Raw genomic sequence first — 25,382 nt, 5'->3', positions numbered from 1 at the left:
GGTGTCAGACCTCCGCTTTCAGGATGCGGGTGGAGCGGGGCAGGGCAGCCAGTGCGTCCTGGCCGGCAAAGACCAGATCGATGCCCCGGGGAAACTGGCGGTTGTTGGCGATCACCTGGTCCCAGAAGACCGGCGGAATCGGGCCGGAGCCGAAGGACACGGTGTCCTTGATGCCAGGGCCGCTGAAGGTGACGGCCGGATGGGAGCTGAAGTCCTGGCCGGTCAGGATCACCGTGGTCGAGCGGTCCGGATATTCGGCGGAGCCCTGGTTGAAACTTGCCAGCGGGATCATGCTCACCGGCGCGCTGACCAGCGCGAAGGCCGCGTCCACCGGCTCGGTGACAATCGGGCAACCGGTGTGGAAGCGCAGGAAGGTCTTCACCGCGTCCGACGTCATCAGCGGCTTGTCGAGCCAGATCGGCGTGTCGTAGTCGAACAGGGTCAGGGCAATGGCGGCGGCCACCTGTGTCAGCGGTGCGGGCGGCTTCAGATTGCCGGCGGAAATCTCCTGCCGCGTGCCCGGACGGGCCATGGCGTTCATGATCGCGCGAAAGCAGCCCTGCGCATCGTGAACCGGATCCTGAAAGCCCGCGGCCAGCGGGGCGGCGGCGGTCTGTTGTGCTGCGCTCATCAGTTGTCTCCCCGCACCATGGTGAAGAAGTTGACCTTGGTGGCTTCGGTTTCCTCGCGAACGGTTTCCTTCGCGCCTTGCTGGGCTTCGGCCAGCGGCGCGATGATGTCCGTCTCGATGCGGTCCTGCATCGCCGGGCTTTGCCACAAGGCGTCGATCACGGCCGATTGCAGCGCTTTCTGCTTGTTGCGACCAAGACTGTAGGCGTTGCCGGTCTCGCCGGTTTCTAGCCGGACGACGCAGCGGGTCACGGTGACCTCGCCCAGGTTGAACGGGCTGCCGGTTCCGCCCATGCGGCCACGCACCATCACAAGGCCCGTCTCGGGCTGGCGCACCAGTTCGTAGCTCTGGGGAGGAAGCGCGTTGAATTTTTCCGCGACAGCTTCGGCGGATGCAGCCGCCAGCGTCGCGATGACCTTCTGGCGTGCGCCAACTGCCGCGCTGGCTTCGGTGTCAGGGGAGGAGGTGGAGGTGATATCTGTCATGAAGCGCGCCTTTTGGGTTGGGCGGTTCTTCGGAAAGCGTTCGAAAACGCCCTTGTCCTAGATTCGATTTGTCTATTTGTCTAGACAAATAATCCGGTTGACTCTTTGGTACCGAAATTTGATGACGGGCGCATGACGACGAATAGCACTCTCGACCGCAGCGCCGGAATTGCGGTGTGGCGCCAGATCATGGAAACGCTGAAGGCGGAAATCGTGAGCGGCGCCTTTGAAAAAGGCAGCCGCCTGCCGCCGGAATCCGAGCTTGCGAGCCGTTTTGGCGTCAACCGCCACACGGTGCGCCGGGCCATTGCCGCGCTGACGTCGGACGGCATCCTGCGGGCAGATCAGGGCCGCGGCACCTTTGTCGCCTCAGCCCCGCTCAGCTATCCCATCGGGCCGCGCACGCGCTTTTCGGAAATTGTTTCGGGCCAGCTTCGGGCCCCGTCCGGCCGGTTGATCGGATCGGCTATCGAGGAAGCCGACGCTCTTCTGGCGCATCAGCTTGGCGTGCCGCTCGGCACGGTGCTCATTCGCGTGGAAACCCTGCGTGTTGCCGATGGCGTGCCGATGATCGTTGCGACAAGCTGGTTCGAGCAGTCCCGTGTGCCCAACTTTGTCGCGGATTATGCCGAGACCGGGTCGATCACCGCGGCTCTGCAACGCGCCGGCATTTCCGACTATCGCCGCAAGGAAACGCGTATCACCGCCGAACTGGTGGAAACGCGGGATGCCCAGCAGCTTGGTCTGGCGCTGGGCCAGCCGGTGATGGTGGTGGAAAGCGTCAATCTGGATATGGCCGGCAAGCCCCTGCAATGCACCCGGGCCCGGGTCGCAGCAGACCGCATGCAGCTTGTTGTCAGCGGTGACACCTGACCGGCAGGCCCCGGAACGAACGCCCAGGGCCGCAGGGATCACGCGTCTTTGTCGTCAGCCGCTCAGGATTCCGGCAGATTGGCCGGGTCGAAGTCACACATCTCGGCCGCCTTGGCCAGGCTCTCGCTGAAGCCGGCCGGTGAGAAACGGCCATAGAGCCATGTTTCGCCCAGGCTCTCGCGCTCAACGGAAATATCGATATTCGTCTGGGCGTTGGCCACCGCCGCGGCCATCTCCTTCACGAAACCGGATGTCATCGAGAGCTTGTAAGGGGCCTGCATGCCGACCGGGGACATCTCTTCGCCCAACCAGATGTCTTCCCCGTCGATAGTGATTTCAACCAGATCGGTGTCGGCCCAGGGGTCTTCCTCATTTTCGGTGTAGGGCGCATATTCGTAAGTGAAATCGGCGTTGTAGCCTTTGACATCGAAGCTGAACTGCAGCGACCCGGAGGTGTCGCGCGCGGGGGCATTGTTGTAGACAAGACAGGTCCCGCCGATCCGCGCGGCTTCCCAGTCACCACTGGTGAAAGGTGCAGCGGCGACGCCTGTCGCCGGCAGCAAAGCCAGCACCGAGACAAAAGCTCTCAATTTCATTCCAAAGTCCTTCTAAACATTTCGATGTGCGGACACCCGCGTCCGGCTGCCCCGCGAACCGCGCATGGGCTTGAAACTCAATCGTTTCCGGCAAAGTCATACATGCTCTTCGTTGACCAGATGCGAATTTTCTCAAGTAAAAGGCCAATAAAGGTCGTTGCCTGTTTCTGCGCGATTGGCGGGCGGAAAGCAGGAGGGGTCGCTTGCAGGCAGGTGCGGCTGCTTCGTTGGTTCTGGGTGGAGGCTTGGTGTCGGTTTTGGGGGGGGCGAAAGCGGAATGTCCGGTCTCGGGCGGGTAACCAATCATATCGGACATTCAAACAGATCAAGTCTTCGGAATTTTCGATCTCAAATCTGCAAGTCGTCACTTCGTAGCATCAAGTGAGTAACGAACTCCGCCAGCGCGTCATCACCCTGCACTCAACGTTGTGACGAGAATGCAGCCGGTGGCACTACGACGGCTTTCTCCGGAACATACCGATCGAAAAAACTTAGCAGCCGTGCGACTTCGGCGGCATCGCCCTCGACCCTGATCTCGCCGCTTTCGATCAGTGCTTCAGGCAGTTCCTGGCTCACGTAGAGCTTGGCCTAGGTCTCGCCCGACATTGCAACGGTCAAATCGGGCCCGCGGTAGTGCTCGTCCGGCGCCGTGATATACTCCGCCACAGCGCGCCGAATGTGCAGGCCCGCACTGGGGCCGTGGTCGAAATCGAAACGCATGACCTTGTCGGTGTTACCGCTCTTTTCCGGGTCGATACGCATCCGGAAATAGTTCAGGAACGTTGTGGGTGAAGCCGCGATGGCCTGCGCGGGCGGTGGAATGAGACGGGGAATGGTCACCTTGCCTTCGAGCGCCAGCGCCCGTGACATCAGGTGGGCGCGATCGTTTGCGCCAGTCGAGACATAGGCCATCTGGCGAAGCGCCTGCGCCTTGACCTTGCGAACTTCCTTGTCCTCCGGATCGAGGCGATAGAGGTAGTTCACCAGTTGTGCGGCCCAGGCATATTCCTTTGCCGCCAAGGCATCATTGGCCGCGGCCAGCACCTTGTCGCGTCCGCCCATCAGCGCCACGAGCCGTCTTGCCTCGTCTTCAGGTGAAACAGGTTTGAGATTGGCTGCGTCGTTGTCATACCAACCCACGCACTGGTAGTGGATTGCCGGAGGATAGGTAGAGATTTCGCCATAATTTTGCAGGTTGTACGGAATCTGGTCCAGGTATTCGGGAAAGCTTACCTGGTGCCTCAACTCATTGGGCCCCTTGCCGCCAAGAATTCCACGCAAGGTCTGATCCAAGACGAAACTCGCTCCGTCCAGGTAGCCGCCAAGGATCCTGCTGACCTCATCCTTGCCCACGACCGGCCGGGCCCCAGCCGAAATCAGGACTTCAGGCTGAAGGTCGCGGTTGAGCTTCAATCCTGCAATCCATTCACGCGGGTCGCGGAAGACGTCACCGCGCAGCGAATAGAGCTGGGGCGGGCTCGACCACAACATCGTCGTGAAGAGGATCTTTTTTTCCGGCAGCCACACGGTCGTATGGACCTTGTCGTCCGAACCATACTTGGTGAAGAACTGCATCTTCACACCAAGGACAGTCATTTCCTGACCGTCTTCGACGGGAGTGTTTACGGGCAGGAACGCCATTTCCGAAGTTGTCAGGTTCGTCGGTACCACATATGCGTCCGGCCCGTTTTCCGGCATATAGGTGTTGAACTGGATCAGCGCCCGGGCTGTGAGATACGGTCCGATTTCCGGATAGTACGCGGGCGCCCCACCGGTGTTCTGCCTCACCACATCATTCAGGTTCGGATGACCGATAATTGTCACATCCGGATTGCCTTCCGCCAGAACACCGGCGCCGAAGCACGTGTGGGAATGCCCGTAAATGATCGCCTTGACGGGCTTGTCGCTCACGGTTCGCTAGGCTTCTATCATGAGCTCGCGGTCGTGCTTGGTGTCGCCCGTATCAAAGGCTATGAGGCCCTCATCCGTGTCGATGATGCTCATGGGGGCCAGCCCGTAGCCGCCGAAGGTCCATATGCCTTCTGCAGGCTGCTCGATTGTCGGTTCCGGCCAGCCGACCTTGCCGATACCGTCGAGAAGCTTCTTGTTGGTGATGGCTCCGTTTGGAGCGGTTCCCAATTCAATCGGAGCTCCCCTATAGGCGTCGATCTGTGAAATGGATGCGGGCCTGACGGTTGTGCCCGCTGTCTGCGCCGTGGCTAAATCTGGCGCCAGCAAACCAATCGCCGGAGAGGCTGCAATGGCAGCGCTGGACATCAGCAGTTCTCTGCGGGTCGTGTTGTAGGACATACTAAGGCGTTCCCTGGCAAATCATTACCGCAGCTGGCGGTTTCAATACTGCAGTATTCATCATGCCCACGAACAAACGCGCATGATCGGACCTATATCGCTGTCGCCGCGCCCATAAGGCGTCCGGACTCATTTCGCGTCATCGCGCTAGTCGGCCACTGGAATCATTTGCGGGATCTGAGAAGTCCATCTTTCCTGAAATCGTCGCGAATCGGGATCGCCCGTTTCCGAGCTTCGAAAGTGTTGTCAGATCAGTCTTTGCTGCTCTTTCATACGCACCAAAGAGGCTAGAAGGGTGTTCAGTGGAACCGGAACACCAAGGGTTGCTCCCCTTTCGGCGGCATAACCGTTCAGGGATTCTATTTCCGTTCTCCGGCCTCCCTCGATATCCTGAAGCATAGAGGGCTTGTGCGCGACATGGTGTTCGAGAGCGAGGTCGATCTGCTCGACGACCGCAGTCCGGTTCGTAGCAATGCCTTCCGCGGCAGCGACCTCGAGGACCTCGAACGCGATCTTGCGGGCAAGGTCACTGCCGACGAAATCGGCGATCTGGCCGACCGTTCCCTCGCCGAGAACCGCCGTAGCGTTCATTGCGCAGTTGAACGAAGCTTTCTCCCATATCTTTGCGGCCGCATTGCTTGTCTTCTCAAAGCCGGCAGCAGTGAGTTTTTCTGAAATACGCCCTGCAATTGGGTTTTCAGTGAGCGGCGAGAAGGGGGTGTAAGCAATTCCGTGACTGACCACATGGCCGGGGCCACGCAGGTCTCCCGGGGTCATCGTGCAGCCATACAAGATTTGAGTTTCTGGAACCAGGCCGCAAATTCTCTCCACATTGCCAAGGCCGTTCTGAAGCGTCAGGACGCAAGCCCCGGCGGCAATCTTGGGAGCAATAGATGACAGTGCGGCCTGAGAACGCATCGTCTTCGTCAGCAGGATCACGAGCTCGAGTTCGGGAGCGTTTTCCGGACGCATGGCGCGGATCGGCAGGTGATCGGTCCTGTCGTCCCAATCAACACGAAGACCCTCAGACTGAATGGCTTTCAAATGGGCCTCATTCGTATCGAGAAGAACGATATCTGCCCCGCTGTTGAAAAGCTCTGCTCCGATGACCGAGCCGAGTGCTCCCGCCCCCAGTATTGCCCATGTCATTATGATTTTCCTGTTGTGGCGCCGCCCGGCGCAAGCCGAGCGGCCGGGTTGTCTTGTTTGTCGCTAACGCAGAACGGCTGGCAGCCAGAGCGTGAGAATTGGGAAGCTCAGAAGGATCAACACGCGCAACACTTCAGCACAGAAGAAGGGCATGACGCCCTTGAAGGTCTCGATCATCGGTACGTCACGCGCAATCGCGGAAATGACAAAAACATTCATGCCGACCGGTGGGGTTATAAGCCCAAGCTCAACCACGATCAGAGAGAGAATCCCGAACCAGACCTTGAGGTCCTCCGTGCTCATTCCAAAGCCTGAGCCGTCGGCCATCTGATAGATTCCGCCATTGACTTCCACGAGGGCCGGCCAGAAAAACGGGATGACAAGCAAGATCATCGAAAGAGAATCCATGAGGCAGCCCAGCAGGATCAACGCGATCAGCATTACTGCCATAACAGTCATGGGTGGCATGCCTGAGTGGGCGACCCAAAGCGCGGCTTCCTGGGGCAGCCCCGACCGGGACATGAAGATCTTCAGCATCTCGGCGCCGAGCAGGATCAGATAGATCATGCCCGTCGTCGAAGCGGTTTCAAGCAGGCAGGTTTTCAGGTCATCTCGCGAGAGCCGTCGGCGAACCAGCCCGAGCGCCAGTATCAGAAAAACCCCCACGGCTGCTGCCGGCGTCGGATTGAACAGGCCGAAATAGATACCTCCGATCACCATGCCGAAGATGACCAGAACTGGCGTCATCCCGAGGGTGGCCTCCCAGAATTCCGTTCTGGAAAGTTTCCCGCCCTTCGGCGCGGCCTCGGGGCGGATCGCGACATAGATGGCGATGGTGGCAATGAACAGGATGACAGCGAGCATTCCGGGAATAAACGCCGCCATGAACATCGTGACGATATTGGTCTCCACGATGATGGCGTAGATGATAAGCACCACGGAAGGCGGTATCAGGATGCCGAGAACGCCGCCCGCCGCCAGCGTACCGGTCGAAAGTGCGGGGGAGTAATTGTATCGGCGCAGCTCCGGAAGAGCGACCTTACCCATGGTCGAGGCTGTGGCCAGCGAGGATCCGCAGACGGCACCAAAGCCTGCGCAACCGGCGATCGCCGCCATTGCAGTGCCTCCTGGGAGCCAGCCTAGCCAGGCATTGGCAGCCCGGAAGAGCGCCTGCGAAAGTCCGATTCTCGAAGCGATTGCCCCCATCAGGACAAACATCGGCACCACGGACAGATCGTAAATCGAGAACTGGCCGTAGGCGAGCGTGTTGAGCTGATTGAGAACCAGAGCAGGGCCGTTTATCAGCATGGTGCCCAGGCCGCCAACCAGGATCATGGCGTAGGCGATAGGCATTCGCAAACCAATCAGAAGGATCAGAGCAACAAGGCCTCCCAGGCCCAGGAGGAGAGCCTCAGACATGTTTTGCTCCCTGTTTCGCCTTCTTCCATTCCTCCATCGCGCTAACGAGCGAAGTTAGCATCAGAAGACCAAGCGATAGGAGAATGGGAACGAAAGCCAGCCACTGCGGAATCTGAAGGATCGTGGTGGCATAGCCGTAAGTCTTCTGCTCCTGCATGCCGAGAAACATGCGGCAGAGAAGAATAATGCTGAATGCGAGCGCCACGAACGCTCCTGCGAAGTTGAGGAAAGCCATCACCCTGGGCGATACGCCAGAGGTAAAGATATCAGCAGTGACGTTCGCTCTTGTGATCTGGCAGTAGGGAAGGAAGGCGAAGGCTGCCACCGCCACGCCCATCTCGGTCAGTTCGAAATCTCCGGCAAAAGAGATGCCTAGGGGCTTGCCGATGACAGAGAGGATGTTGGCGCCGACCACCGCAAGCAGGATGAGACCGCCAAGCAGCGCCCATCCTTCAGCGCCCCGGTGGACAGCACCGGCAAAGCCGGTGCTGCGAAGTGGTTGGTTTGCAACCATCAGCGCGTCGCATTCTCAGCAGTGATCGAGCGCGCGTTCTCAACGAGTGCAGAGCCGTCAAAACCCCTTGTGCCCGTTTCCTCGATCCAGCGGTCGACAACCGGACGAACAGCCTCGTCAAAAGCAGCGGTTTCTTCAGGTGTCAGCACGATATGTTCGTTGCCACTCTTGACGGCTAGATCTATGCCGAAGTCATCGGATTTGCGCCAGATTTCTCCGACCTGGCGAAGCCAGTCCTCGTCGGATGCCTTTCGGAAGCCTTCCTGAATCTCGGCGGGCAGGCTATCCCAGCGGTCCTTGTTCATGGAGACCTGGAAGACTGTATTGCCGAAGCGGCTCTCGTCGGCACCTTCGATCTGGTATTCCGTCTGCTCCTGGATCTTCAGCGGTGCGATGATTTCCCAGGGAATGAAGGCCCCGTCCACAACGCCTTTCTGTAGCGCGGGCGGCAGTTCGGGAACCGGCATTGCCACAGGTGTTGCCCCAAGCGCCTCAATCACCCAAGCGCCTGTCCTTGTCGGGACACGCATCCTCTTGCCGGCAAGGTCTGCCGGTGTGCGGACTTCCGTGTCTCCCATGTGGATCCCCTGACCCGCATGGACATGGAGAAACATCACTTCCACACCAGCGTAGTCGTCCTTCAGGTCGCTCTCGAAGAGTTCGCGCATCGCCAGGTTCGTTGCGGCCGGGTCGTTCTTGAACACGGTCGGAAGCTCAAAGACCTCGCTGCGTGGGAAAAGCCCAGGCGTGTAACCGTTGACCGTCCAAATCAGATCCACCACGCCACTGCGGACCTGAGAGATCAACTCCGGCGGGCGTCCGCCAAGCGTCATGCTCGGGAAGATTTCGATATGGACCTTGCCGTCAGTGGCTTCCTCGACCGCCTTTGCCCAAGGCTCCAGCATCTGGGTATGGGCAGGCGCGTTGGCGCTTAGAAAGTGATGCAGCTTGAATTCATACTCGGCTGCGTGCGCGCTTTGCCAGCCTGCCATCATCATGCTGCATGTCATGGCGGCCATCATGGTTCTTCTTGTCAGCATTTTCGGTTCCTCCTCCTGCTTTACTCTTCGGGGCTTCCAGCTTGTAAGAACCCACCTATTCGAAACCGGCCGGGTTGGGTCGTGGATCGGATGTCCCCTCCCCGTGTTGCGACATCCGGCCCGAAAACGACAACTCAGCTGTCATTCAAGCTAATATTCTTACTATATGAAATTACTTTCTCATAAAATGATGTTTTTGAAGGAGGTGTCAATATCTTTTGTTGTTTCACAAAGGATGTGCGCCTAAAGAGGCTTTGGAAGATTTGGAGACAGGCTATGGCCACACCGATCAATGGATCGATTGTCAAAGCATTCGCAATCCTTCAGCTTTTCAGTGATGAGCGGCCTGAGATATCCGCCGCGACCGTCGCGGCTGAACTGGACACAAATGTGCCGACAGCTCACCGGTTTCTCGTTACTCTGGAAGAGGTTGGCGCTCTGGTGAGCTACCGCAGAGGATACTTCTGCCTTGGTCCTGCGATTGAAGGTCTGGGCAGACTTGCGGAGAAGAACGACCAGTTTGCAACGCGGACCATTTCGCATGTCCGGCGGCTTGCCGACGCTCTCAATGAATCTGTGATGGTCTGCCGCCTTAGCCGAAGAGGCCCTGCCTGCATATCAGTGGCCATGTCAAAAAGACCGATATCAGTCAACATCAGCATCGGCACGGTGCTTCCGATCGAGACCACGGCACAGGGCAAGATCTGGCTTGCTGACATGGGAATGCAGGATCGGCTGAAGTGGGCTAAACAACACGAGTTGCCACCAGAGGCCGAACTGGCCGAGATCGCAGCTAGCGGATTTGCGCGTAACAGGGGCGAGAACGAACCTGAAATCGGGGCCTTGTCCGTCCCGATCCGCGACGGCTCAGGTAAGATTGCAGCCACCTTGAGCATCTTCGGAATGCTCAACCGTTTTGACGATGCGATGGTCGAAGCAGCCTTGCCCAAACTGAAGGCGGTGGCTGAGGAGCTTTCTGCAGAGTTGTGAGGGCTGGTTCCAGAGCTCGGCACAGCTCACGGCTAAGCAGCTCAGTGTGAGAGTTTGGAGACCAAGGCTGCAAGTTCGGTTCGGTTGGCGCAGCCCAGTTTTGTCATGCAATTGCCGAGATGCGTTCTGACGGTCGCGAACCCAATACCCAGAACGCGGGCGATATCCTTGTCGAAACAACCTCGCGCGATGAGAAGTGCGACGTCCCTTTCCCGTTCTGTCAGCATGTCCAGACTGACTTCCGGCGCCAGGGAGAGCGCCTTGCGCATGAAGGGGCCGATGATCGTCAGCAGATCGATTTCACGCTCACCGAAATCGGGACGGTTGCGATGCCTCCAGATGCGAAGGTCGGCGAGTTCGCGAGTGCTGGATAGCATGAACAGGTTCACGCCGTGATGCATCCCGTCCCGCGCCAGAAAGTCGTTGTAGAATTCAGTCTTCCGCAGGTCGGGTTTGGAAATGACCTCTTCCACGTGCGCAGCGCGGCGCAGTCCGCGCAGTTTTTCTGTCATGGGATCCCGGAATTGATACCAGTTGCGGTATCGCTCGATATTGTCAGGATCCTGATTGATCGTGAAGGGGTTGCCATAGGATCCCGCGCGAGGGTCCCATTCGAAGGAAGCCAGAACATCCGCTCTCAGGAGCATGAGAATATCCGGGAAAACCTCCGTGCGCACATCCTGACTGCCGCCGACGGAAAGCGTCGATATGATTCCGGCCAAAAGCCGGGTTTCCTGGGAGGACATGTCGTAGATGTGACTGCTCATGCGCACAATCTCCGTCAACAGTACATATGAAAATCCTACGCAAATACCGTGCCGCTATGCAAGCGCACAGAAGTTGTTGTTGTCGTCTATTATGTCCGTTGGCTCATAAAGTTAGTGTGTCCTACGCCCTGCCGGCTGCTGCCTCCTTCTGACCCCGTTCTGGTTTTGGTGCCGTGAATTGTTTTTTTACTTATTCTTGTGCCAAGTTTTCAGGACTAAGTGACGGAAAGCTTTCCCCGAGACAGAGCGCGATATCAAGCAGAAGCCTGTCGGCCCCGGCGGCCGCATCGAAGGAAAGTCCCACCGGTATGCGTCCAGCTATAAGCCCGGCGGGAAGCGTTATCCCGGGCAGACCGGCATTGCTGCCCACGTCCGTGTTGTGGATCGATGCCGTAAACAGAGGCACATCTTTGCCATTTAGGATGACGGTTTCATCATCGCCTATATGTGGTGGCGGAATGAGCGAGGTCGGGAACGCAAGCACGTCGATAGAGTTGTCCCGGAAAATGCGCCTGTAGCTATTCTGCAGCTCTGGCCGATGAACCCTGACAGCTTCGGCATAGATTTCCGCCGCGACCATAGTTTCAGCGCTAAGCTGATCCATGAGAATCGACCGGACGCCGTCCGAGGCTACGGACCTGGCGACTGCCTCGAAAGAGCGGCCGACATTGTAGATTTCAAGAAACTCCTCAAGCGCTACCCTACCTTCATAGTGGGCGATGTTGCTCGTAGACGCGATGTGGGGAGCCACAAGACTGCGGTCGTCCACGACCTTTACCACAGCACCCATGGTCTGAAGTTGCTCCAGCACTTCCTCGCAGATCTTCACCACGTCCGCATCCGCCGTGTCCCAAAAGAACTTCGCAATGCCTATCCGCAAATCCCTGATCATGTCAGGCTTGGGGACTTCACTGAAACCGACGACGAGACTGTCGAGAAGGTTGAGGTCCGCCGGCGTCCGTGCAATCGGTCCGGGAGTGTCCCGTGTTTGCGAAATCGGAACGATCCCCGCTGTGGGCCAGCGGCCGGAACTGGGACGGTATCCCCATAGGCCGCAGAAGGCCGCCGGTATCCGGACCGACCCACCCGTGTCCGTCCCGATACTCGCGGGAACCATGCGGTGTGCCACGGCACAGGCGCTGCCGCCACTTGATCCGCCGCACACCAGGTTTGGATCGAACGGATTGCGCGCCGGTCCGAACAGGGCATTGTTTGTGGTCGTGCCATAGGCCAGTTCATGCATGTTGTTTTTGCCGAAGGCCACTGCACCAGCTTGCCTCAAACGCCGGGCCACCGGAGCGTCTGATGCGGGCCTGAAATCGCGCATGCCAGGCGTGCCTGCTGTCGTTCGATAGCCGAGAACGTTGATGTTGTCCTTGAACGAAACCGGTACACCGTGAAGCGGGCCTCTTGTGTGTCCTGTGGCACGCAGGCTGTCGCATTCCTGGGCCTCTTGCCTGACTGCTTCTGCATCCAGCTCCGTGAACGCATTGGCGCCCGAGTATTTCTGAACGCGCTCAATCAGGGCGTCGCATACTTCCGTGGCAAGCAGGTCGCCCTGCGAGATAAGGGATGCAAGCTCGGAGCAACTCAATTCGGGAATATACATTGGTGTCTTCTCACTTGAGGCCCTTCCTGCCGGAGGTGGTCAGCCTTGCGGATGCACGATCCAGGGCGCACGGCATCGTTCCTTGCGGGCGTTGATCTCCGCCGGAGGTTCAATGGTGGTTCCAGATTTCGCAGTGGCCTACTGTTTCTGGGTATGTGTCTGAGCGAATTACCGGATGCACGGCCCGGCTTGTCCCCCAGTCGCAGCTCTTACGGACCGGAGGACGATGTTTCCTACTCCTCGACCTCAAAAGGCCGTACGATCGAAGCTTCCTCGGCAGAGTTCAATTCGGACATGACGCTGCGTTTTTCCTTGTTGAGGACCAGTCGCAGGACGTCCGGACGCGCGTAATGCCCGCGCGGGTCTGCGGCAACCTTCGCCATGTCGATCAGAACCGGGTCGAGATCCGCATAAAGAATGCCTTCTTCGTCGTCGGCGAGAGGCTCGCACATCTCCCTGCCGTCTGGAGCGTAGATCATTGCATAGCCGCCGCCAGGCTTGCTCGTGCGCGGATTGAGCAAATGCGCCTTCTCCGGTGTCTGTGCCATGATGTCGAACATTTCCTGGCTCACCGTTGCGCAAGGCGCGAGGACATAACAACTGCCTTCCACTGCGTAGGTTCTGGAGAAGGAGTTGTTCACCTCCGGACCGAGCGCGTAGGCCATGTCGCGGTACAGGCAGAAGCTGGGCCAGGCCGCCACATGGATATCCTCACCCTGCGCATGCATGGCCATCCGTACGAGCGGTTGCGCGTGTTCCCAGCAATTCAAGGCTCCAATGCGGCCGATGGACGTGTTCACCACCTCCAGATCCGAACCGTCGCCCTCCCCGAACACCATGCGTTCAGCAAAGGTTGGTTTGAGCTTCCTGCGAACCTGCAGGAGATCGCCCTCGTTGGAGATCATCGCCTGGGACATGTAGCGCGTCCCGTTTTCCCGCTCGGAGAACCCCATGTTGATGAAGATGTCATTGCGCTGCGCAATTGCCTGCAGGCGGTTCATCTGCTCGGAGTTTACGTCCATGCTGTTGTGATGGTAGGGTGCAAAGAATTGCATGGCTTCGGCAGGTGAAGACAGCCACACGAACCAGGGATAGCCCGGCAGCCAGGTCTCCGGGAATGCGATGATCTTCGCGCCGTTGCGGGCAGCTTCCGTGATCAGTTGTTCGGCTTTGTCGATGGAGCGGTTCAGGTCCAGAAAAATCGGAGCTGCCTGAACGGCGGCAACCTTGATAGCTTTCATGCAAGTTTCCCCTTCTTGTCTGTAATTGTCGGCTGGGTTCCATGAACCCGGCGCGCTTCATGGTGAGCGATCGGAAGCAAATCGATACGAATAAGTCTCTTGATGAGACCCCAGACACCTTCCGGCAGAAAGATGGTGACGGTGATGGCGAGCAAGCCGCTGATGACGAAATAGCCGGGGCCCAGATCCGAGAGAGTTTCACGCAGCAGATAGTAAACGATAGCACCAAATATTGGCCCTTCTACCGAACCGATACCGCCCAAGATGACGATGAAGATCGTTATGGCGATCCAGTTTTGCGAAAAGGCGCTGCTGGGGGTGATCTGAATGCTGGTGATGTAATAGCACGCCCCTGCCGCCCCCGAGAGCGCCGTGGCCGTGATGAGGGTGAGCAGCTTTACCCTGGAAGTCTTGACGCCCATTGCCTCGGCGGCCGCGTCGCTGTCGCGCATGGCCCTCAGGCCAAGCCCGAAACGGCTCTTGAGCAGGATCACGATCGCCGAAAGCGTGATGAAGAGCACTATTGCCGCAAATGCGAAGTTGAGCGGTAACCGCAAGCTTCTGGGTACAAGCCGTAATACTTCCAGGTTCAGGCCACCGCCGGCTCCGACTGCAGGAGTGATCAGGCAGAGAAGCCGCGCGACCTCGGCCATGACCCATGACCCAATGGCGAGCTGAGCACCTTCAAGCCTGAACAGAAGCGGTGACAGGGCATAGGCAATGACCGCGGGTACGGCAGCCCCGGCAAGGATCGCGGGATATGGTGGAATCCCGAGCGCATTTGCCACCAGATAGAGCGTGTAACCGCCTGCGCCGATGAACAAGGGCATGCCGATCAAAACGATGCCGGAGAACCCGGCGAGAAGGTTCCAGGCAAGTGCAATTGCCAGTACGACACAAAACTCCGTTGCCAGCACCAGTCCTGCCTTCGACAGAACGAGAGGCAGCAAGCACAGCACCACGGCTACCGCGAAAAGCGTCACATAGGCATTGTCGATCCGCTTGATCATAGACCGTTCCTCCTCGCGAACATGCCTGCAGGCCGAAAAAGCAGCACGGCGAGAAAGACCAGATGCCCCGCGAGAGGGCCGAAAGTCGGGGCGATTGCGAGACCAATAGCTTGGGCGAGCCCAAGCGCGAGACCACCAAAGAACGTTCCCCAGATCGAGCCTAGCCCGCCCAGGATGACGGCCTCAAAAGCGAACAGCATCCGTTCCGGCCCTGCCGCAGGCGCAAACGTGGAGCGCATGCCAAGGAAAATCGCGGCAATTGCCGATACCGACAGCGAAATGGCCAGAGCCAGCGAGAAGATATGGCCTGTTTCGATGCCCATCAGCCTCGCTGTTCTGTGATCGTCCGAGGTTGCACGCACGGCGCGCCCGAAGCTGGTCTTGGCAAAGACAAGCCAGGTGCAGGCGAAGGCCAGGCAGGCAAAAAGGAAGAAGAACAGCGGCATCACCCCAATGGAGAAAGAGCCGAGCGGGAGGGCGGCCGAACCGATGCTGCCCGGCTGCAGGCTGCGGGTGTCCGCGCTAAACCCTATTTGCATCATGTTTTGCAGCACGATGGACAAGCCGAAAGTCACGAGCAGCGTTGGCATTGGCCCTCTGCCGATGGTCCTGTTCAGCACAACCCGCTGCAGGGCGTAACCGAAGGCAAACATCAAGAGAGCGACGAACGGCAGAGAAAAGAGCGGGTTTATTCCGAGCGCCTGGGTGGCAAGCCATGCCAGATAGGCCGACAAGACGATCATGTCACCGTGCGCCAGATTAATTTGCTGCATCAGGCCGAAGGTCACAGCCAGGCCGAGGCCGAAGAGGGAATAGAGGGCGCCGACGAACAGGCCGTTCAGCAAGAGCTCAATCATGAGAGCCTCCAAAATAGGCGTCCGAGATCTGGTTTCGGTTGGCTGTCGCCGACGACCCTTCGAGCACGATGCGGCCATGCCGCATGCAGGCGAAGTGATCGCTTTCGTTCAACGCCCGGGCGATATCCTGCTCGACGAGAATGATGGAGACGTCTGCTCCCCTGATTTTCTCCAGACCGCCGTAGACCATGTCGACGGCGGAGGGAGACAGGCCGAGCGAGAGCTCGTCGCAGAGAAGAACCTTCGGGTTTGCCATCAGGGCGCGACCGACAGCAACGAGCTGTTGCTGCCCTCCCGACAGTGCCTGAGAGGGTCTGCGGCGCAATTCCTTCAGGATCGGGAACGTGTCCAGCACGCGGCCGATTGTCCAGTCGCCCGGTCGCTTCCGGTAGGCGCCCAAAAGTAGGTTTTCCTCTACCGTGAGGCTCGGAAACAGCTTGCGGCCCTCGGGGACCATCACGATGCCATGATCGACAATCGCCGAGGTGGATTTGCGGGTCAGGCTGGCGCCGTCGAGTTCAATTTCCCCGGAGGCAGGGGCCAGCAGCCCGGTAATGACGGAAAACAGTGTGGATTTGCCCGCACCGTTGGATCCGATGAGCGAAAGTGTTTCTCCCTCGGCGATGCCAAGGCTGACACCAAAGAGAACCGACATGCTGCCGTAGCCCGCTTCCACATCACGCACACTAAGCATCGAGTTCGGGCTCCATCCCAAGATAGATTTGCCGAACAGCGGGGGTGGCCATCGTTTCTTGTGGTGCACCGTCGGCGATGATCTTGCCCTCGCCCAAAACGACGATCCTGGAGACTGCGGAAGTCAGGACGTGCACAAGGTGTTCAATCCAGATGACCGCAATTCCCTGCGTGTTGACTTCCTTGATCAGTCCGGCGATTTCCATGGCTTCATCATCGGTAAGGCCACCGGCGATCTCATCGAGCAGCAGCAGGGAAGGCCTGGTCGCAAGGGCACGGGCGAGTTCCAGCCGCTTTCGATCAAGCAGCGGCAAGTCTCCCGCACGCATCTCGGCCCGGCCGTCGAACCCGGTCTTGTCGAGGATCGAATAGACTGCTTCGACGGCTTCGTTCTTGCCCAGTCCGCCGGCATAGCGTGCGCCGACAAGCAGGTTCTCGTAAACGGTCATGTCCGAGAAGGACTGCGGCACCTGGAAAGTCCGGCCGATACCGCCTTTGGCTCTCTCGGACGCACCGAGAGCGGTAACGTCCTGGCCGTTGACGAGAATTCTCCCGGAGTTGGGAGGAAGCTGTCCGGCGATGACGCCGAATAGCGTTGTCTTGCCCGAGCCGTTTGGCCCGATCACGCCAAGCAATTCCCCGGGGTGGACTTCCAGTGTCAGGTTTTTGAGAACTGGAGGGCCACCGCCATAGGATTTGCTGACGCTGTCCACGAGGAGAGACGGGGTCAGCGAGTGCATCCTGATTGTCCGAAGTGTGCCGGTCAGGCGCCGATTTTCATTTGGAACGGCGCTGTCACGGGCACGTCCGGCATCTCTTTGTTGTAGACCACATCAAGATCAAAGTTGCCGTTCGGGTCGACGTGCCATTGGCCCCCTGCGATCGCCATCTTTGCCACGCTCTTGATCGGGCTGTTGGCCCAGTCCAGGGTACCGACAACGGTGTCGAGAGTCATGTTCTTGATGGCGTCCGCGACGGAATCCGGATCGGTCGGATCATCGGCAGTGCGCAGAGCGTTTATGCCGGCTTCGAGCAGTGCGTGCACAACACCGATCGGCTGGGTCCAGCGCTTGCCCGTTTCGGCCTCATAGGCGCTGGCGAGTTCGGCACAGGATTGGCCCGTGATGGACGAGCGGAAAGGATAGCTCGGTGTCCACCAGACTTCGGTGGACATACCGTTTGCTTCAATGCCGAGCGACTGGACGCCAGCGGGGAACAGCAGCGCCTTTGCGACGGTGACGACCTTGGGCTTGAAACCGGCCTGCATGGCCTGACGCCAGAACACGACCCAGTCCGGCGGATCGAAGAGGCCGGTCATGATATCGCAGCCGGAATCGCGGAAGGCAGCGATTTGCCGCGAGAAGTCGTTCGAGCCCGGCTCAAAGAGACCGACGTCGACCATTTCGAAACCGGCGTCCCTCAGAGCGGGCGGGAAACCGATGGTGTCACTGAAGAACGTTTGGCCCGGAGGATCGTTGGTGAAGCAGGAACCGATCTTCTTGTTGGTCTCCAGCGAAGACCACATGCCGACATAGGTCGAGATGATGTCCTCAATGCCCCAGAAGAAGTGATTGGCGTATTGGAAGCCGGTTTCAGGCGTACCGCCTTGCGGGAAAAGCCAGCCTTGCCAGGGGTCCATGGTGGTGATCGACGGCACGCCGGCGAACTCGCACTGCGCGCTCACGTTCTTGATGCCGAGCGCGCCCTGGGCAAGCACGATATTGACTTCGTCGGAATTGATGAGCTGTTGGGTGGCGCTGGTCGACCGGTCAGGATTGGTCTGGTCGTCGACGTCAATGATGTCGACTTCGTAGCGCTTGCCGTTGTTGACGATGCCGTCATTCAGGGCTGTGCGGATCTGCTTGAGCAGGAAGGGATCAGCCTCGGCAAAGGTTGCAAACAGCCCCGTGACTGGACTGATATATCCAACCTTCAGTTTCGCGCTTTGGGCGAGTGCAGGCATGGGAAAACTGCTGGATGCGGCAACGCCGGCAGCTCCGATTGCAGCGCTTCCCAGCAATGTACGTCGGGATATCAGGCTTGAGCCTGGCAATTTGTTGGTCATGGAAGTTCCCCTTTATTTATTAATCGGGGATCATTCATGTGCCGGCCCGTGGAGACCATCCACAATATTGTGGATGCATGTGGCGCACAGCAGCCCAGCCCTGAATTTCAGGGCCAATTCGCTATGGCCAGTCGGAAAATGTCTGGAGCACCGTACTGGCCTGCCGGTCTTCCTGCTTGCGCATCGTCTGTCTGTACTGGCGTGGCGACAAGCCGGTAGCCCGCTTGAAGAAATGCGAGAATTTTGTCGGATCGCTGAAACCGAGATGATTTGCGATCGACTGGATGCTTTCGTCCGTCTTGAGCAAGCGGGTTGAAGCGTCCATCAAGATCCGCTGCTGGATCAGCGAGAGCGGTGTGCGCTTCAGGTTTCTCTGGCAGATATCGTTCAGCCGGTCGTATGTGAGGTTCAGATCCTGGCAATATCCGGTGACCGTTTTACGGCTCCTGTAGCCCAGCTCAACAAGTTGCCGGAACCTGTGCAGGATATGCGTATCGTTGCGGCCGTCGGCGAGGCCGCTGCTCGTCAGCATGCGGCTGATCGCAATCAGCAACAGTCGCACAAGTGATGCCACCGCCGTCTGGGACCGCTTGTTTTGATCGTTCACTTCATCTGTAAGCAGCGGCAGCAAGGGTGCGATTGAAGCCGCCAAAATCTCAGGGTTTCCGGGAGTAAGGGTCAGCCTGCTCAAAATCGTGTCGAGTATCAGGCTCTCCGGGCCTGTGCCGGTGACGAGCGATTGCAGCGGTCGGGCAAATCCGATGATCCAGGCGCCTGTACCCGCTGGAACGCTCAATCGGGCCCGCACTCCGTGCGGAAGAACTGCGATTGAGCTCTCGACGACCTCCATGGCTTCCTCGTTCACGTGCAGGGTCGCGTTTCCCCTCAGCACAATAGCGATCAGATTGAATTGCGTGGAGGTCCCTTGTCCGGCGGCGTAGGTCCGCGACCGGAAGCCGGGTTCCACCACCTCCAGGCGAAGCATGGATAGAAGTGCACTGCTTTCCGGCATAGTTTGCGCCCAAATTCCCAGAAAACTTCATTATTTACCTACAATAGGGCATTTATTGATCCCTGCAAAACATGTGAACTGGTGATGGTCTGCCGGAAAGGCAGGGGAGGACCAGATGAACGGGACGGAAACAGCGGGTAAAACGCCGCACAAGCGCGCGTCACACGCTCCAGAACGAGTGCTGAGAACAGGGCTGTTCGTCAAAGGCGCCCATCAGGGTGCTACGGCAGGGGCGGTCTTCGAACGTCTTGATCCATCGTCTGGCCTGGTTTCTTCGGTTGCTGCGGATGGCCGCGCAGCCGATGCCACGAAGATGGTTTCCGTGGCTGCGGCCAGTTTCAACATCTGGTCCCGACTGAGCGGTACGGAGCGAGCGGCCGTTCTCCGGCGTGCCGGCACCCTGATACCGCATTACGCAGCAAGATTTCACGACAGCATGCTTCGGGAGACCGGCGCTACCGCGGAGTGGGTGGAGTTCAACTTCCGCGTTGCCGCGAAGGTGTTCGAGGCGACCGCGCAACTGGCCGAACAGTTTAGCATCGAAGGGGGGCAGCAGGCAGGGGGCTCTTCACGGACGGTTCGTGTCCCTGCGGGCATCTGCCTTGCGATCGCCCCCTGGAATGCGCCGATCGCGCTTGGCGTCCGCGCCATTGCCTTTCCCCTCGCATTTGGCAACACAGTGATCTTCAAGGCCTCGGAACTCTGCCCCGTAACCCATGTTCTGCTGGGAGAGCTCTTGCATGAAGCCGGCGTTCCGGAGGGAGGGCTGAGCATCCTCACCAATGCCCCGGAAAATTCCCGCGAGGTGGTGGAGACCTTGATTGCCTGTGCCCCCGTGCGTCGCGTCAATTTCACGGGATCGACCCGCGTCGGCCGGATCGTGGCTGGTATTGCAGCCTCCCATCTCAAGCGCTGTTTGTTGGAGCTTGGCGGTAAATCTCCGCTTATTGTGCTGCCCGACGCGGACATCGGCGAGGCGGTGGAGGCGGCTGTTTTCGGCGCTTTTCTGAACTCTGGCCAGATCTGTATGGCAACTGACCGGATCATTGTCGATCATGCAATCGCCGACGAGTTCGTGGATGCGCTTGCCGAGCGGTCAGCGCAGCTTACTGCAGGGGATCCGCGCAATCCGGGTGTTCGCATCGGCCCTCTTGCGACTTCGTCCATTGCTGTCCGGCTTTCCGCCCTGATTGAGGACGCGCTCTCCAAGGGGGGCGTGTTGCGATCGGGTGGTCCGGCACGCGGACAATTCATGGATGCGACCATCATTGACCATGTCTCGCCCATGATGCGTGTCTACTCGGAAGAGTGCTTCGGTCCTCTGGTCGGCATCCATCGGGTCGGATCGGTCGAGGAAGCCATTACTGTCGCAAACGACTGCGAATACGGACTGTCGTCCGCAGTCTTCGGCGCGGATCAATCCGTTGCCGCCGCCGTAGCTGACCAGCTCGAAACCGGCATCTGTCACATCAATTCCGCGACGGTTGCCGACGATCCCTTCATGCCGTTCGGAGGCGTGAAATCGAGCGGATACGGCCGCTTCGGCGGCGATAGCTGCCTGGATGAATTCACGGAATTGCGCTGGATCACCACGAAACCGTCCCGGCGGGAGATGTGACAACAGCCGAAGCCGGAAAAAAGCGGCCCCGGCTATCTGCCGGGCTGCGGGACACTTTCAACAATAACAATGTCAATCAGTTCCAAGGAGAGAAACGTGACTGTACAATTTGTCATCAATAACAAGGATACAGCCGCAGCCGGGGGGGAAACCTTCGATCGTCTTGATCCGGTGACCGGCGAAGTGGCATCGACAGCAGCGGCCGCGCGCGCGGCAGATGCAGCTATCGTCGCGAAGGCTGCTGCGGTAGCCTTTCCGGCCTGGGCCGAGGTGGCTCCCGGGCAGCGGCGAGCACTCCTGAACAAGGCCGCGGATATCATGGATTCCAAGTCTGCCGATTTCGTCGCGACCATGATCGCCGAGACCGGGTCGACGGGCCCATGGGCAGGCTTCAACGTGATGCTGGCCGCAGGCGTCATCCGGGAAGCTGCTGCAATGATCACCCAGATCGGTGGCGAAGTCATCCCCTCCAACAAGCCCGGTACGCTGGCGATGGCTGTTGCACGTCCGAAAGGTGTCTGCCTGGGCATCGCACCGTGGAACGCACCTGTCATTCTCGGGACGCGCGCGCTCGCGATGCCGCTCGCTTGCGGGAACACGGTTATTTTCAAGGGCTCGGAATCCTGCCCCAAGACACATCGCATGATCGTCGACTGCTTTGTCGAGGCCGGGCTGCCCGAGGGCGTTGTCAACTATGTCTCGAACGCCCCCAAGGATGCAGCGGAGGTCGTGAAGGCGTTGATTGAGGCCCCGGAAGTCCGGCACGTAAATTTCACGGGATCTTCCGCAGTCGGCCGTATCATCGGCCGCCTTGCCGGTGAAAATCTGAAGCCCTCACTTCTGGAACTTGGCGGCAAGGCGCCTCTGGTGGTGCTTTCCGATGCCGATTTGGACGGGGCCGTGAATGCGGCGATCTTCGGTGCCTTCATGAATCAGGGTCAGATCTGCATGTCCACCGAACGCATTATCGTTGATGAGAGCATCGCCGATGAATTCGTGGAAAAGCTGGCCGCCCGTGCATCGAAGCTGCCGTTCGGCAACCCACGCGATCACGTTGTTCTGGGGTCCCTGGTGAATGCGGAAGCAGGCGCCAAGATGGACGCGCTGATCTCTGACGCCACCGCAAAGGGCGCAAAACTTGTTGCTGGCGGTGAACGGGACGGCGCAATCCATTCGGCGACCCTGCTGGACGGTGTCACAGCGGAAATGCGTATCTACAGCGAGGAAAGCTTCGGACCGGTGAAGTCGATCATTCGCGTGAAGGGCGACGCAGAGGCAATTGCAACGGCCAATGACACCGAATACGGGCTCTCGGCTGCCGTTTTCAGTCAGGATATCCAGCGTGCGATATCCGCAGCCAACCAGATCAAAAGCGGAATTTGTCATATCAACGGACCGACGGTTTCCGACGAGCCGCAAATGCCGTTTGGCGGTGTCGGAGACTCCGGCTATGGCAGGTTCGGCGGGAAGGCGGCGATCGCCGAATTTACCGATCTGCGCTGGATCACCATTGAGGATCCGAACCAGCACTATCCGTTCTGATCGGCAGGTGGCGAAACACGAACGATAAGAGGCACGGCCCTGTGCACCGTGCCTTTTGCCAAGATTTCTGAAGAATTCTCGACCTGTTTCCGACGAGTAAAGACCCGGGCGCGCCCCGGGTCTTTCAGCTTCCGGAAGTCAATTCAGCTCTCGGCCCGCGATCGTTTTCAAGAGGTCATCAAGCGCCTCGAAAAGAGCGGCAGCGCCCCGGTAGAGTTTCTCGCCACTGAGCGGAGTGGGCCGGCCGTCCAAGGTCACGACCAGCAGCGGAACGCCCCTGGGAAGACTTGCCTGCCGGGCTTGCGTGTCTGATATCCGGGCCTGGGTTTCTCTTTCCAGCTCAGCGCAATTGGTCAGTTTGTCTTCGAATTCGGCAACGTTCAGTTCTATGGCCGCCTTTGCCGCGGTCCGGCAGGCAACGAGCGCCACTTCTCTGGCCCGGGACGTGTCTTTGCCTTGAACATATCGGGCAATCTGGGCATCGTGCAGGAAGTTTGGTTCGAGCGCGGCCTCATATTGACCAAGGGCCACCATCGCGCGCGTGAGAAAGTTGGAGCCGAACACACCTCCCTTTGAACGCATGACGCCTTGATGATAGGCCTCCGTGAAACGCTGCCCTGTTATTTTCTGAATATGCCGATCGTTCCGCTCGGCATGATCGGCAATGCTGGCCACCGGGCGCGGATCGAAGAAAAGGCCCGACGGGCGCATAGCCAGTTGATCCGGATATTTTTCTGCGAGGCCGGCAAGCGCGGGAGCGCTCGCGTAACACCAGCCGCACAAGGGATCGAGATAGTAGTCGAATTTCAGATCGAACAATGTCATGTGCGCCTCTTCCGGTGTGACTTGAATGGCATTCAGCCTCTGCCGATGGTCGCTTCGATAAGAGCTAGACCTTTCTTTGTGTCGACATGCGCAAGTGCTTCGCAGAGCGCCTGCTCGAACGCATCCGGAGCGGTCACGCGCCGCGCCCAGGCGCGGCTCGCTTCGGCCACTTTCGTGAAGTCCGGGCTTGGCGAAAGATCTGTAAGCGGGACGGCATTGGCCTTGGAGGCGTGGCCATCGGGATAGATGTCGAGAACGGACTGCCGCACAGCGCCCCATTCGGTGTTGTTCAGCACTATGACGACCATTGAAAGCCCAAGCGCTTCGGCGATTTGGTGGCAGGCCACCGGATTGGAAAACATATAGGAGCCGTCGCCCATAGTCGCGACCACAGTCTTTTCCGGACGTGCGAGCGCAAATCCCATGGCGGCTGGGAAGCCCCAGCCGAGTCCGCCTGAATGAGGACCATCGAACCAGGACTGATGCCGGGTCAGTCGCAGAAAGGGGAGCTGGCAACCCAGTTCAGAAAAGACCGCCGCGTCGCGGTCGGCTAGTGTCTCCGAGACGGTCAGGCTGATCCAGCGTTTTGTCAGGGCTGGTCCGTCCCGTTCTCTGGCGGCAGCATCGAAACGCCTGGACTGATCGGCGGCATTGGCCTTCGCAATGTTCCTTGCTCGCGCGGCCACTCTGGCTTCGTGGCCGGGCAGCAGTTTCGCCATGGCCGCCTCAAGGGCCACGATCGCCGGGGCAATTTCCGTCGTCACGCCCAGGTCGCAGCGGAAGTTGCGCACACCAGAACGCTCCTGCAGGGGACGCGGTCCAAGCTGTATGACTGTCGCCTCTTCGCGCGGTTCGATCTGGGCAGGTGACCAGGGTGCCAAAGCGTCTATGCAAAGCACGACATCGGCCTTCTTCAGAAGCGGTGCCGGGTCGGGGCCCGCGGCCATCGGATGGGTGGTCGGCAAGGCCAGTTCCACGGCCCAATACTGGCAAAGAGGAATGCCCCAGTCGCCGGTCAGTCGCGACAGGGCTGCAAAGGCGTCAGCGCTACCCGCGCCATGCTGGGCAAAGATGACGGGATGCTCAGCCTCAGCGAGGAGGCTCGCAATCCGGGTAATCTGATCGGTCCCTGCCTCGACGACAGCAGCATTCATTTGAGGCCGGCGCTCCGCGCCCGCAGCGGGGATCGTTTCACTCAGGACTTCACGCGGGAGGCTTACATAGACAGGTCCCTTGGGCGTCGACGCGGCGATGCCATGCGCCCGGTCGGTCACGTCGAAGATCTGTTCCGGGAACCGGAGCTCGTAATCCCATTTGCAGGCTTCCCGGATCAGGCCACTCTGATCCAGCATTTCCTGACCCCAGCCGATGGGGACCGTTCGTGCACCCACGCGGCCGCTCTCGAGCGTGGGCGTGCGCCCGGACATCAAGAGCATCGGGATGTTGTCGCAGGCGGCATTGATCGCACCCATGGCGGTGTTGGCGAGGCCGACGTTGGTGTGTACCAGCACAGCCTGAGGCCTGCCTGTCGCCAGCGTGTAGCCGTGGGCCATTGCTACGGCAGCGCTTTCAAATGGAACGGTTACAGTGCGCGGGAGTGGGATATTCCTTGCTTCCGCCTCCGAAAGCCCTTCGATGACGGGCGGAAAATCTGTCCCGGAGTTGGCAAAGATGTAATCCACGCCAAGAGTTGCCATCCGCGACAAAAGCGCGGCCCCACAGGTCATTTGCGGCGCAGGATAGGTCATGTTCATCCGTCTTCCGTTCGCTCTGGAGCCTTTTCATGGCAGGAGACGAGACCGGCTCGAGCCTGAATTAGACGACCATATATCTTCTATATTGAGAAATATATCTCACATTTAGATATGAATGAAAAGACTGGAAAGCGAACGCCGATACAGGAAGCATCACGTTGATGCTCGCATCCGAACGCACTCAAATCAATCGAGCCACTTGGTCCTGTAAACCGGTCCAATTGTCGAACCTCACGCACTCCTCGCAGTGCGCTATCCACAGTCGCTCATGGAAACCCTCATGGCATGCAGGACGCCGCCGGACGGTGCGTCTACCGCATCAGTTCACTGCCCGAAAGGGGCCGGGAGGGGGTGGCGGGTTTCGCTTGAAAGTCATTGAAGC

The 25,382-nt window shown here is 59.1% G+C and carries 24 protein-coding genes; 4 read left to right on the top strand and 20 right to left on the bottom strand.

All coding sequences use genetic code 11. The annotated features are described in order from the left end of the window. Nucleotides 1-4: 4 nt before the first annotated feature. The gene (gene phnH / locus SIAM614_RS23225; protein ID WP_006938374.1) at nucleotides 5-631 is read right to left on the bottom strand and encodes a phosphonate C-P lyase system protein PhnH; all 627 of its coding nucleotides are present in this window, start codon (nucleotides 629-631) and stop codon (nucleotides 5-7) included. Beyond that, nucleotides 631-1,116: a phosphonate C-P lyase system protein PhnG gene (gene phnG / locus SIAM614_RS23220; RefSeq protein ID WP_006938373.1), complete on the bottom strand. Its 486-nt coding sequence runs from the start codon at nucleotides 1,114-1,116 to the stop codon at nucleotides 631-633. Before phnG ends, phnH begins: the two co-directional genes overlap by 1 nt. A 132-nt stretch (nucleotides 1,117-1,248) precedes the next feature. Between phnG and phnF the strand changes: the two genes are divergently transcribed. Further along, complete coding sequence (gene phnF / locus SIAM614_RS23215) at nucleotides 1,249-1,989, top strand: phosphonate metabolism transcriptional regulator PhnF (protein ID WP_006938372.1); 741 nt, start codon at nucleotides 1,249-1,251, stop codon at nucleotides 1,987-1,989. Between the two features lie 62 nt (nucleotides 1,990-2,051). On the opposite strand, the gene SIAM614_RS23210 is transcribed toward phnF, so the two are convergent. The 7 genes from SIAM614_RS23210 to SIAM614_RS23180 all read right to left on the bottom strand — a co-directional run bounded on the left by SIAM614_RS23210 (nucleotide 2,052) and on the right by SIAM614_RS23180 (nucleotide 9,017). After that, nucleotides 2,052-2,585 carry a hypothetical protein gene (locus SIAM614_RS23210; RefSeq protein ID WP_006938371.1) on the bottom strand — a complete coding sequence of 178 codons (534 nt, stop codon included), beginning with the start codon at nucleotides 2,583-2,585 and terminating at the stop codon, nucleotides 2,052-2,054. Between the two features lie 588 nt (nucleotides 2,586-3,173). Then, entirely contained in the window at nucleotides 3,174-4,496 is a 1,323-nt protein-coding gene (locus SIAM614_RS23205) for an alkyl sulfatase dimerization domain-containing protein (RefSeq protein ID WP_006938369.1), read from the bottom strand. A gap of 6 nt (nucleotides 4,497-4,502) precedes the next feature. Beyond that, the gene (locus SIAM614_RS23200; protein WP_006938368.1) at nucleotides 4,503-4,895 is read right to left on the bottom strand and encodes a hypothetical protein; all 393 of its coding nucleotides are present in this window, start codon (nucleotides 4,893-4,895) and stop codon (nucleotides 4,503-4,505) included. Nucleotides 4,896-5,141: 246 nt separating this feature from the next. Continuing rightward, nucleotides 5,142-6,044 carry a ketopantoate reductase family protein gene (locus SIAM614_RS23195; protein ID WP_006938367.1) on the bottom strand — a complete coding sequence of 301 codons (903 nt, stop codon included), beginning with the start codon at nucleotides 6,042-6,044 and terminating at the stop codon, nucleotides 5,142-5,144. 63 nt (nucleotides 6,045-6,107) lie between these two features. Then, a complete protein-coding gene (locus SIAM614_RS23190) occupies nucleotides 6,108-7,463 on the bottom strand; it encodes a TRAP transporter large permease (protein ID WP_006938366.1) in 1,356 nt (451 codons plus the stop codon). After that, the gene (locus SIAM614_RS23185; protein ID WP_006938365.1) at nucleotides 7,456-7,977 is read right to left on the bottom strand and encodes a TRAP transporter small permease; all 522 of its coding nucleotides are present in this window, start codon (nucleotides 7,975-7,977) and stop codon (nucleotides 7,456-7,458) included. Before SIAM614_RS23185 ends, SIAM614_RS23190 begins: the two co-directional genes overlap by 8 nt. Further along, nucleotides 7,977-9,017 (bottom strand): TRAP transporter substrate-binding protein, encoded by a 1,041-nt coding sequence (locus SIAM614_RS23180; protein WP_006938364.1) that lies wholly within the window; start codon nucleotides 9,015-9,017, stop codon nucleotides 7,977-7,979. The genes SIAM614_RS23185 and SIAM614_RS23180 overlap by 1 nt, the downstream gene beginning before the upstream one ends. A 276-nt stretch (nucleotides 9,018-9,293) precedes the next feature. Between SIAM614_RS23180 and SIAM614_RS23175 the strand changes: the two genes are divergently transcribed. Beyond that, the gene (locus SIAM614_RS23175) at nucleotides 9,294-10,007 is read left to right on the top strand and encodes an IclR family transcriptional regulator (protein WP_006938363.1); all 714 of its coding nucleotides are present in this window, start codon (nucleotides 9,294-9,296) and stop codon (nucleotides 10,005-10,007) included. Nucleotides 10,008-10,048: 41 nt separating this feature from the next. Here SIAM614_RS23175 and SIAM614_RS32795 read toward each other — a convergent pair whose 3' ends face one another. The 9 genes from SIAM614_RS32795 to SIAM614_RS30780 form a co-directional block, all read right to left on the bottom strand. Next, nucleotides 10,049-10,774 carry a LuxR family transcriptional regulator gene (locus tag SIAM614_RS32795; RefSeq protein WP_006938362.1) on the bottom strand — a complete coding sequence of 242 codons (726 nt, stop codon included), beginning with the start codon at nucleotides 10,772-10,774 and terminating at the stop codon, nucleotides 10,049-10,051. A 190-nt stretch (nucleotides 10,775-10,964) separates the two neighbouring features. Next, a complete protein-coding gene (locus tag SIAM614_RS23165; protein WP_006938361.1) occupies nucleotides 10,965-12,383 on the bottom strand; it encodes an amidase family protein in 1,419 nt (472 codons plus the stop codon). Nucleotides 12,384-12,616: 233 nt separating this feature from the next. After that, entirely contained in the window at nucleotides 12,617-13,624 is a 1,008-nt protein-coding gene (locus SIAM614_RS23160; RefSeq protein ID WP_006938360.1) for a carbon-nitrogen hydrolase family protein, read from the bottom strand. Continuing rightward, nucleotides 13,621-14,634, bottom strand: coding sequence for a branched-chain amino acid ABC transporter permease (locus tag SIAM614_RS23155; protein ID WP_006938359.1), 1,014 nt, complete (start codon nucleotides 14,632-14,634; stop codon nucleotides 13,621-13,623). The genes SIAM614_RS23160 and SIAM614_RS23155 overlap by 4 nt, the downstream gene beginning before the upstream one ends. Further along, the gene (locus SIAM614_RS23150; protein ID WP_006938358.1) at nucleotides 14,631-15,491 is read right to left on the bottom strand and encodes a branched-chain amino acid ABC transporter permease; all 861 of its coding nucleotides are present in this window, start codon (nucleotides 15,489-15,491) and stop codon (nucleotides 14,631-14,633) included. Before SIAM614_RS23150 ends, SIAM614_RS23155 begins: the two co-directional genes overlap by 4 nt. Next, entirely contained in the window at nucleotides 15,484-16,185 is a 702-nt protein-coding gene (locus SIAM614_RS23145) for an ABC transporter ATP-binding protein (RefSeq protein ID WP_006938357.1), read from the bottom strand. The genes SIAM614_RS23150 and SIAM614_RS23145 overlap by 8 nt, the downstream gene beginning before the upstream one ends. After that, complete coding sequence (locus SIAM614_RS23140; RefSeq protein WP_006938356.1) at nucleotides 16,178-16,924, bottom strand: ABC transporter ATP-binding protein; 747 nt, start codon at nucleotides 16,922-16,924, stop codon at nucleotides 16,178-16,180. Before SIAM614_RS23140 ends, SIAM614_RS23145 begins: the two co-directional genes overlap by 8 nt. A gap of 23 nt (nucleotides 16,925-16,947) precedes the next feature. Continuing rightward, nucleotides 16,948-18,249 (bottom strand): ABC transporter substrate-binding protein, encoded by a 1,302-nt coding sequence (locus tag SIAM614_RS23135; RefSeq protein WP_040440906.1) that lies wholly within the window; start codon nucleotides 18,247-18,249, stop codon nucleotides 16,948-16,950. A gap of 121 nt (nucleotides 18,250-18,370) precedes the next feature. Beyond that, nucleotides 18,371-19,261 (bottom strand): AraC family transcriptional regulator, encoded by an 891-nt coding sequence (locus tag SIAM614_RS30780; RefSeq protein WP_006938354.1) that lies wholly within the window; start codon nucleotides 19,259-19,261, stop codon nucleotides 18,371-18,373. Nucleotides 19,262-19,376: 115 nt separating this feature from the next. Here SIAM614_RS30780 and SIAM614_RS23125 point away from each other — a divergent pair, with 115 nt between their 5' ends. Together SIAM614_RS23125 and SIAM614_RS23120 are read left to right on the top strand one after the other, a co-directional pair. Beyond that, a complete protein-coding gene (locus SIAM614_RS23125) occupies nucleotides 19,377-20,879 on the top strand; it encodes an aldehyde dehydrogenase (protein WP_006938353.1) in 1,503 nt (500 codons plus the stop codon). A gap of 69 nt (nucleotides 20,880-20,948) precedes the next feature. Next, entirely contained in the window at nucleotides 20,949-22,421 is a 1,473-nt protein-coding gene (locus SIAM614_RS23120; protein WP_006938352.1) for an aldehyde dehydrogenase, read from the top strand. A gap of 138 nt (nucleotides 22,422-22,559) precedes the next feature. Here the strand turns inward: SIAM614_RS23120 and SIAM614_RS23115 are convergent, their stop codons facing one another. Then, complete coding sequence (locus SIAM614_RS23115) at nucleotides 22,560-23,246, bottom strand: hypothetical protein (protein WP_006938351.1); 687 nt, start codon at nucleotides 23,244-23,246, stop codon at nucleotides 22,560-22,562. Between the two features lie 32 nt (nucleotides 23,247-23,278). Further along, complete coding sequence (locus SIAM614_RS23110; RefSeq protein WP_157140031.1) at nucleotides 23,279-24,994, bottom strand: thiamine pyrophosphate-requiring protein; 1,716 nt, start codon at nucleotides 24,992-24,994, stop codon at nucleotides 23,279-23,281. Nucleotides 24,995-25,382: the final 388 nt, after the last annotated feature.

The organism is Roseibium aggregatum IAM 12614 (assembly GCF_000168975.1).
Lineage (GTDB): Bacteria > Pseudomonadota > Alphaproteobacteria > Rhizobiales > Stappiaceae > Roseibium > Roseibium aggregatum.
Note: the sequence above shows the minus strand (reverse complement) of the source record. Positions and strands in the feature narration are given on the sequence as shown.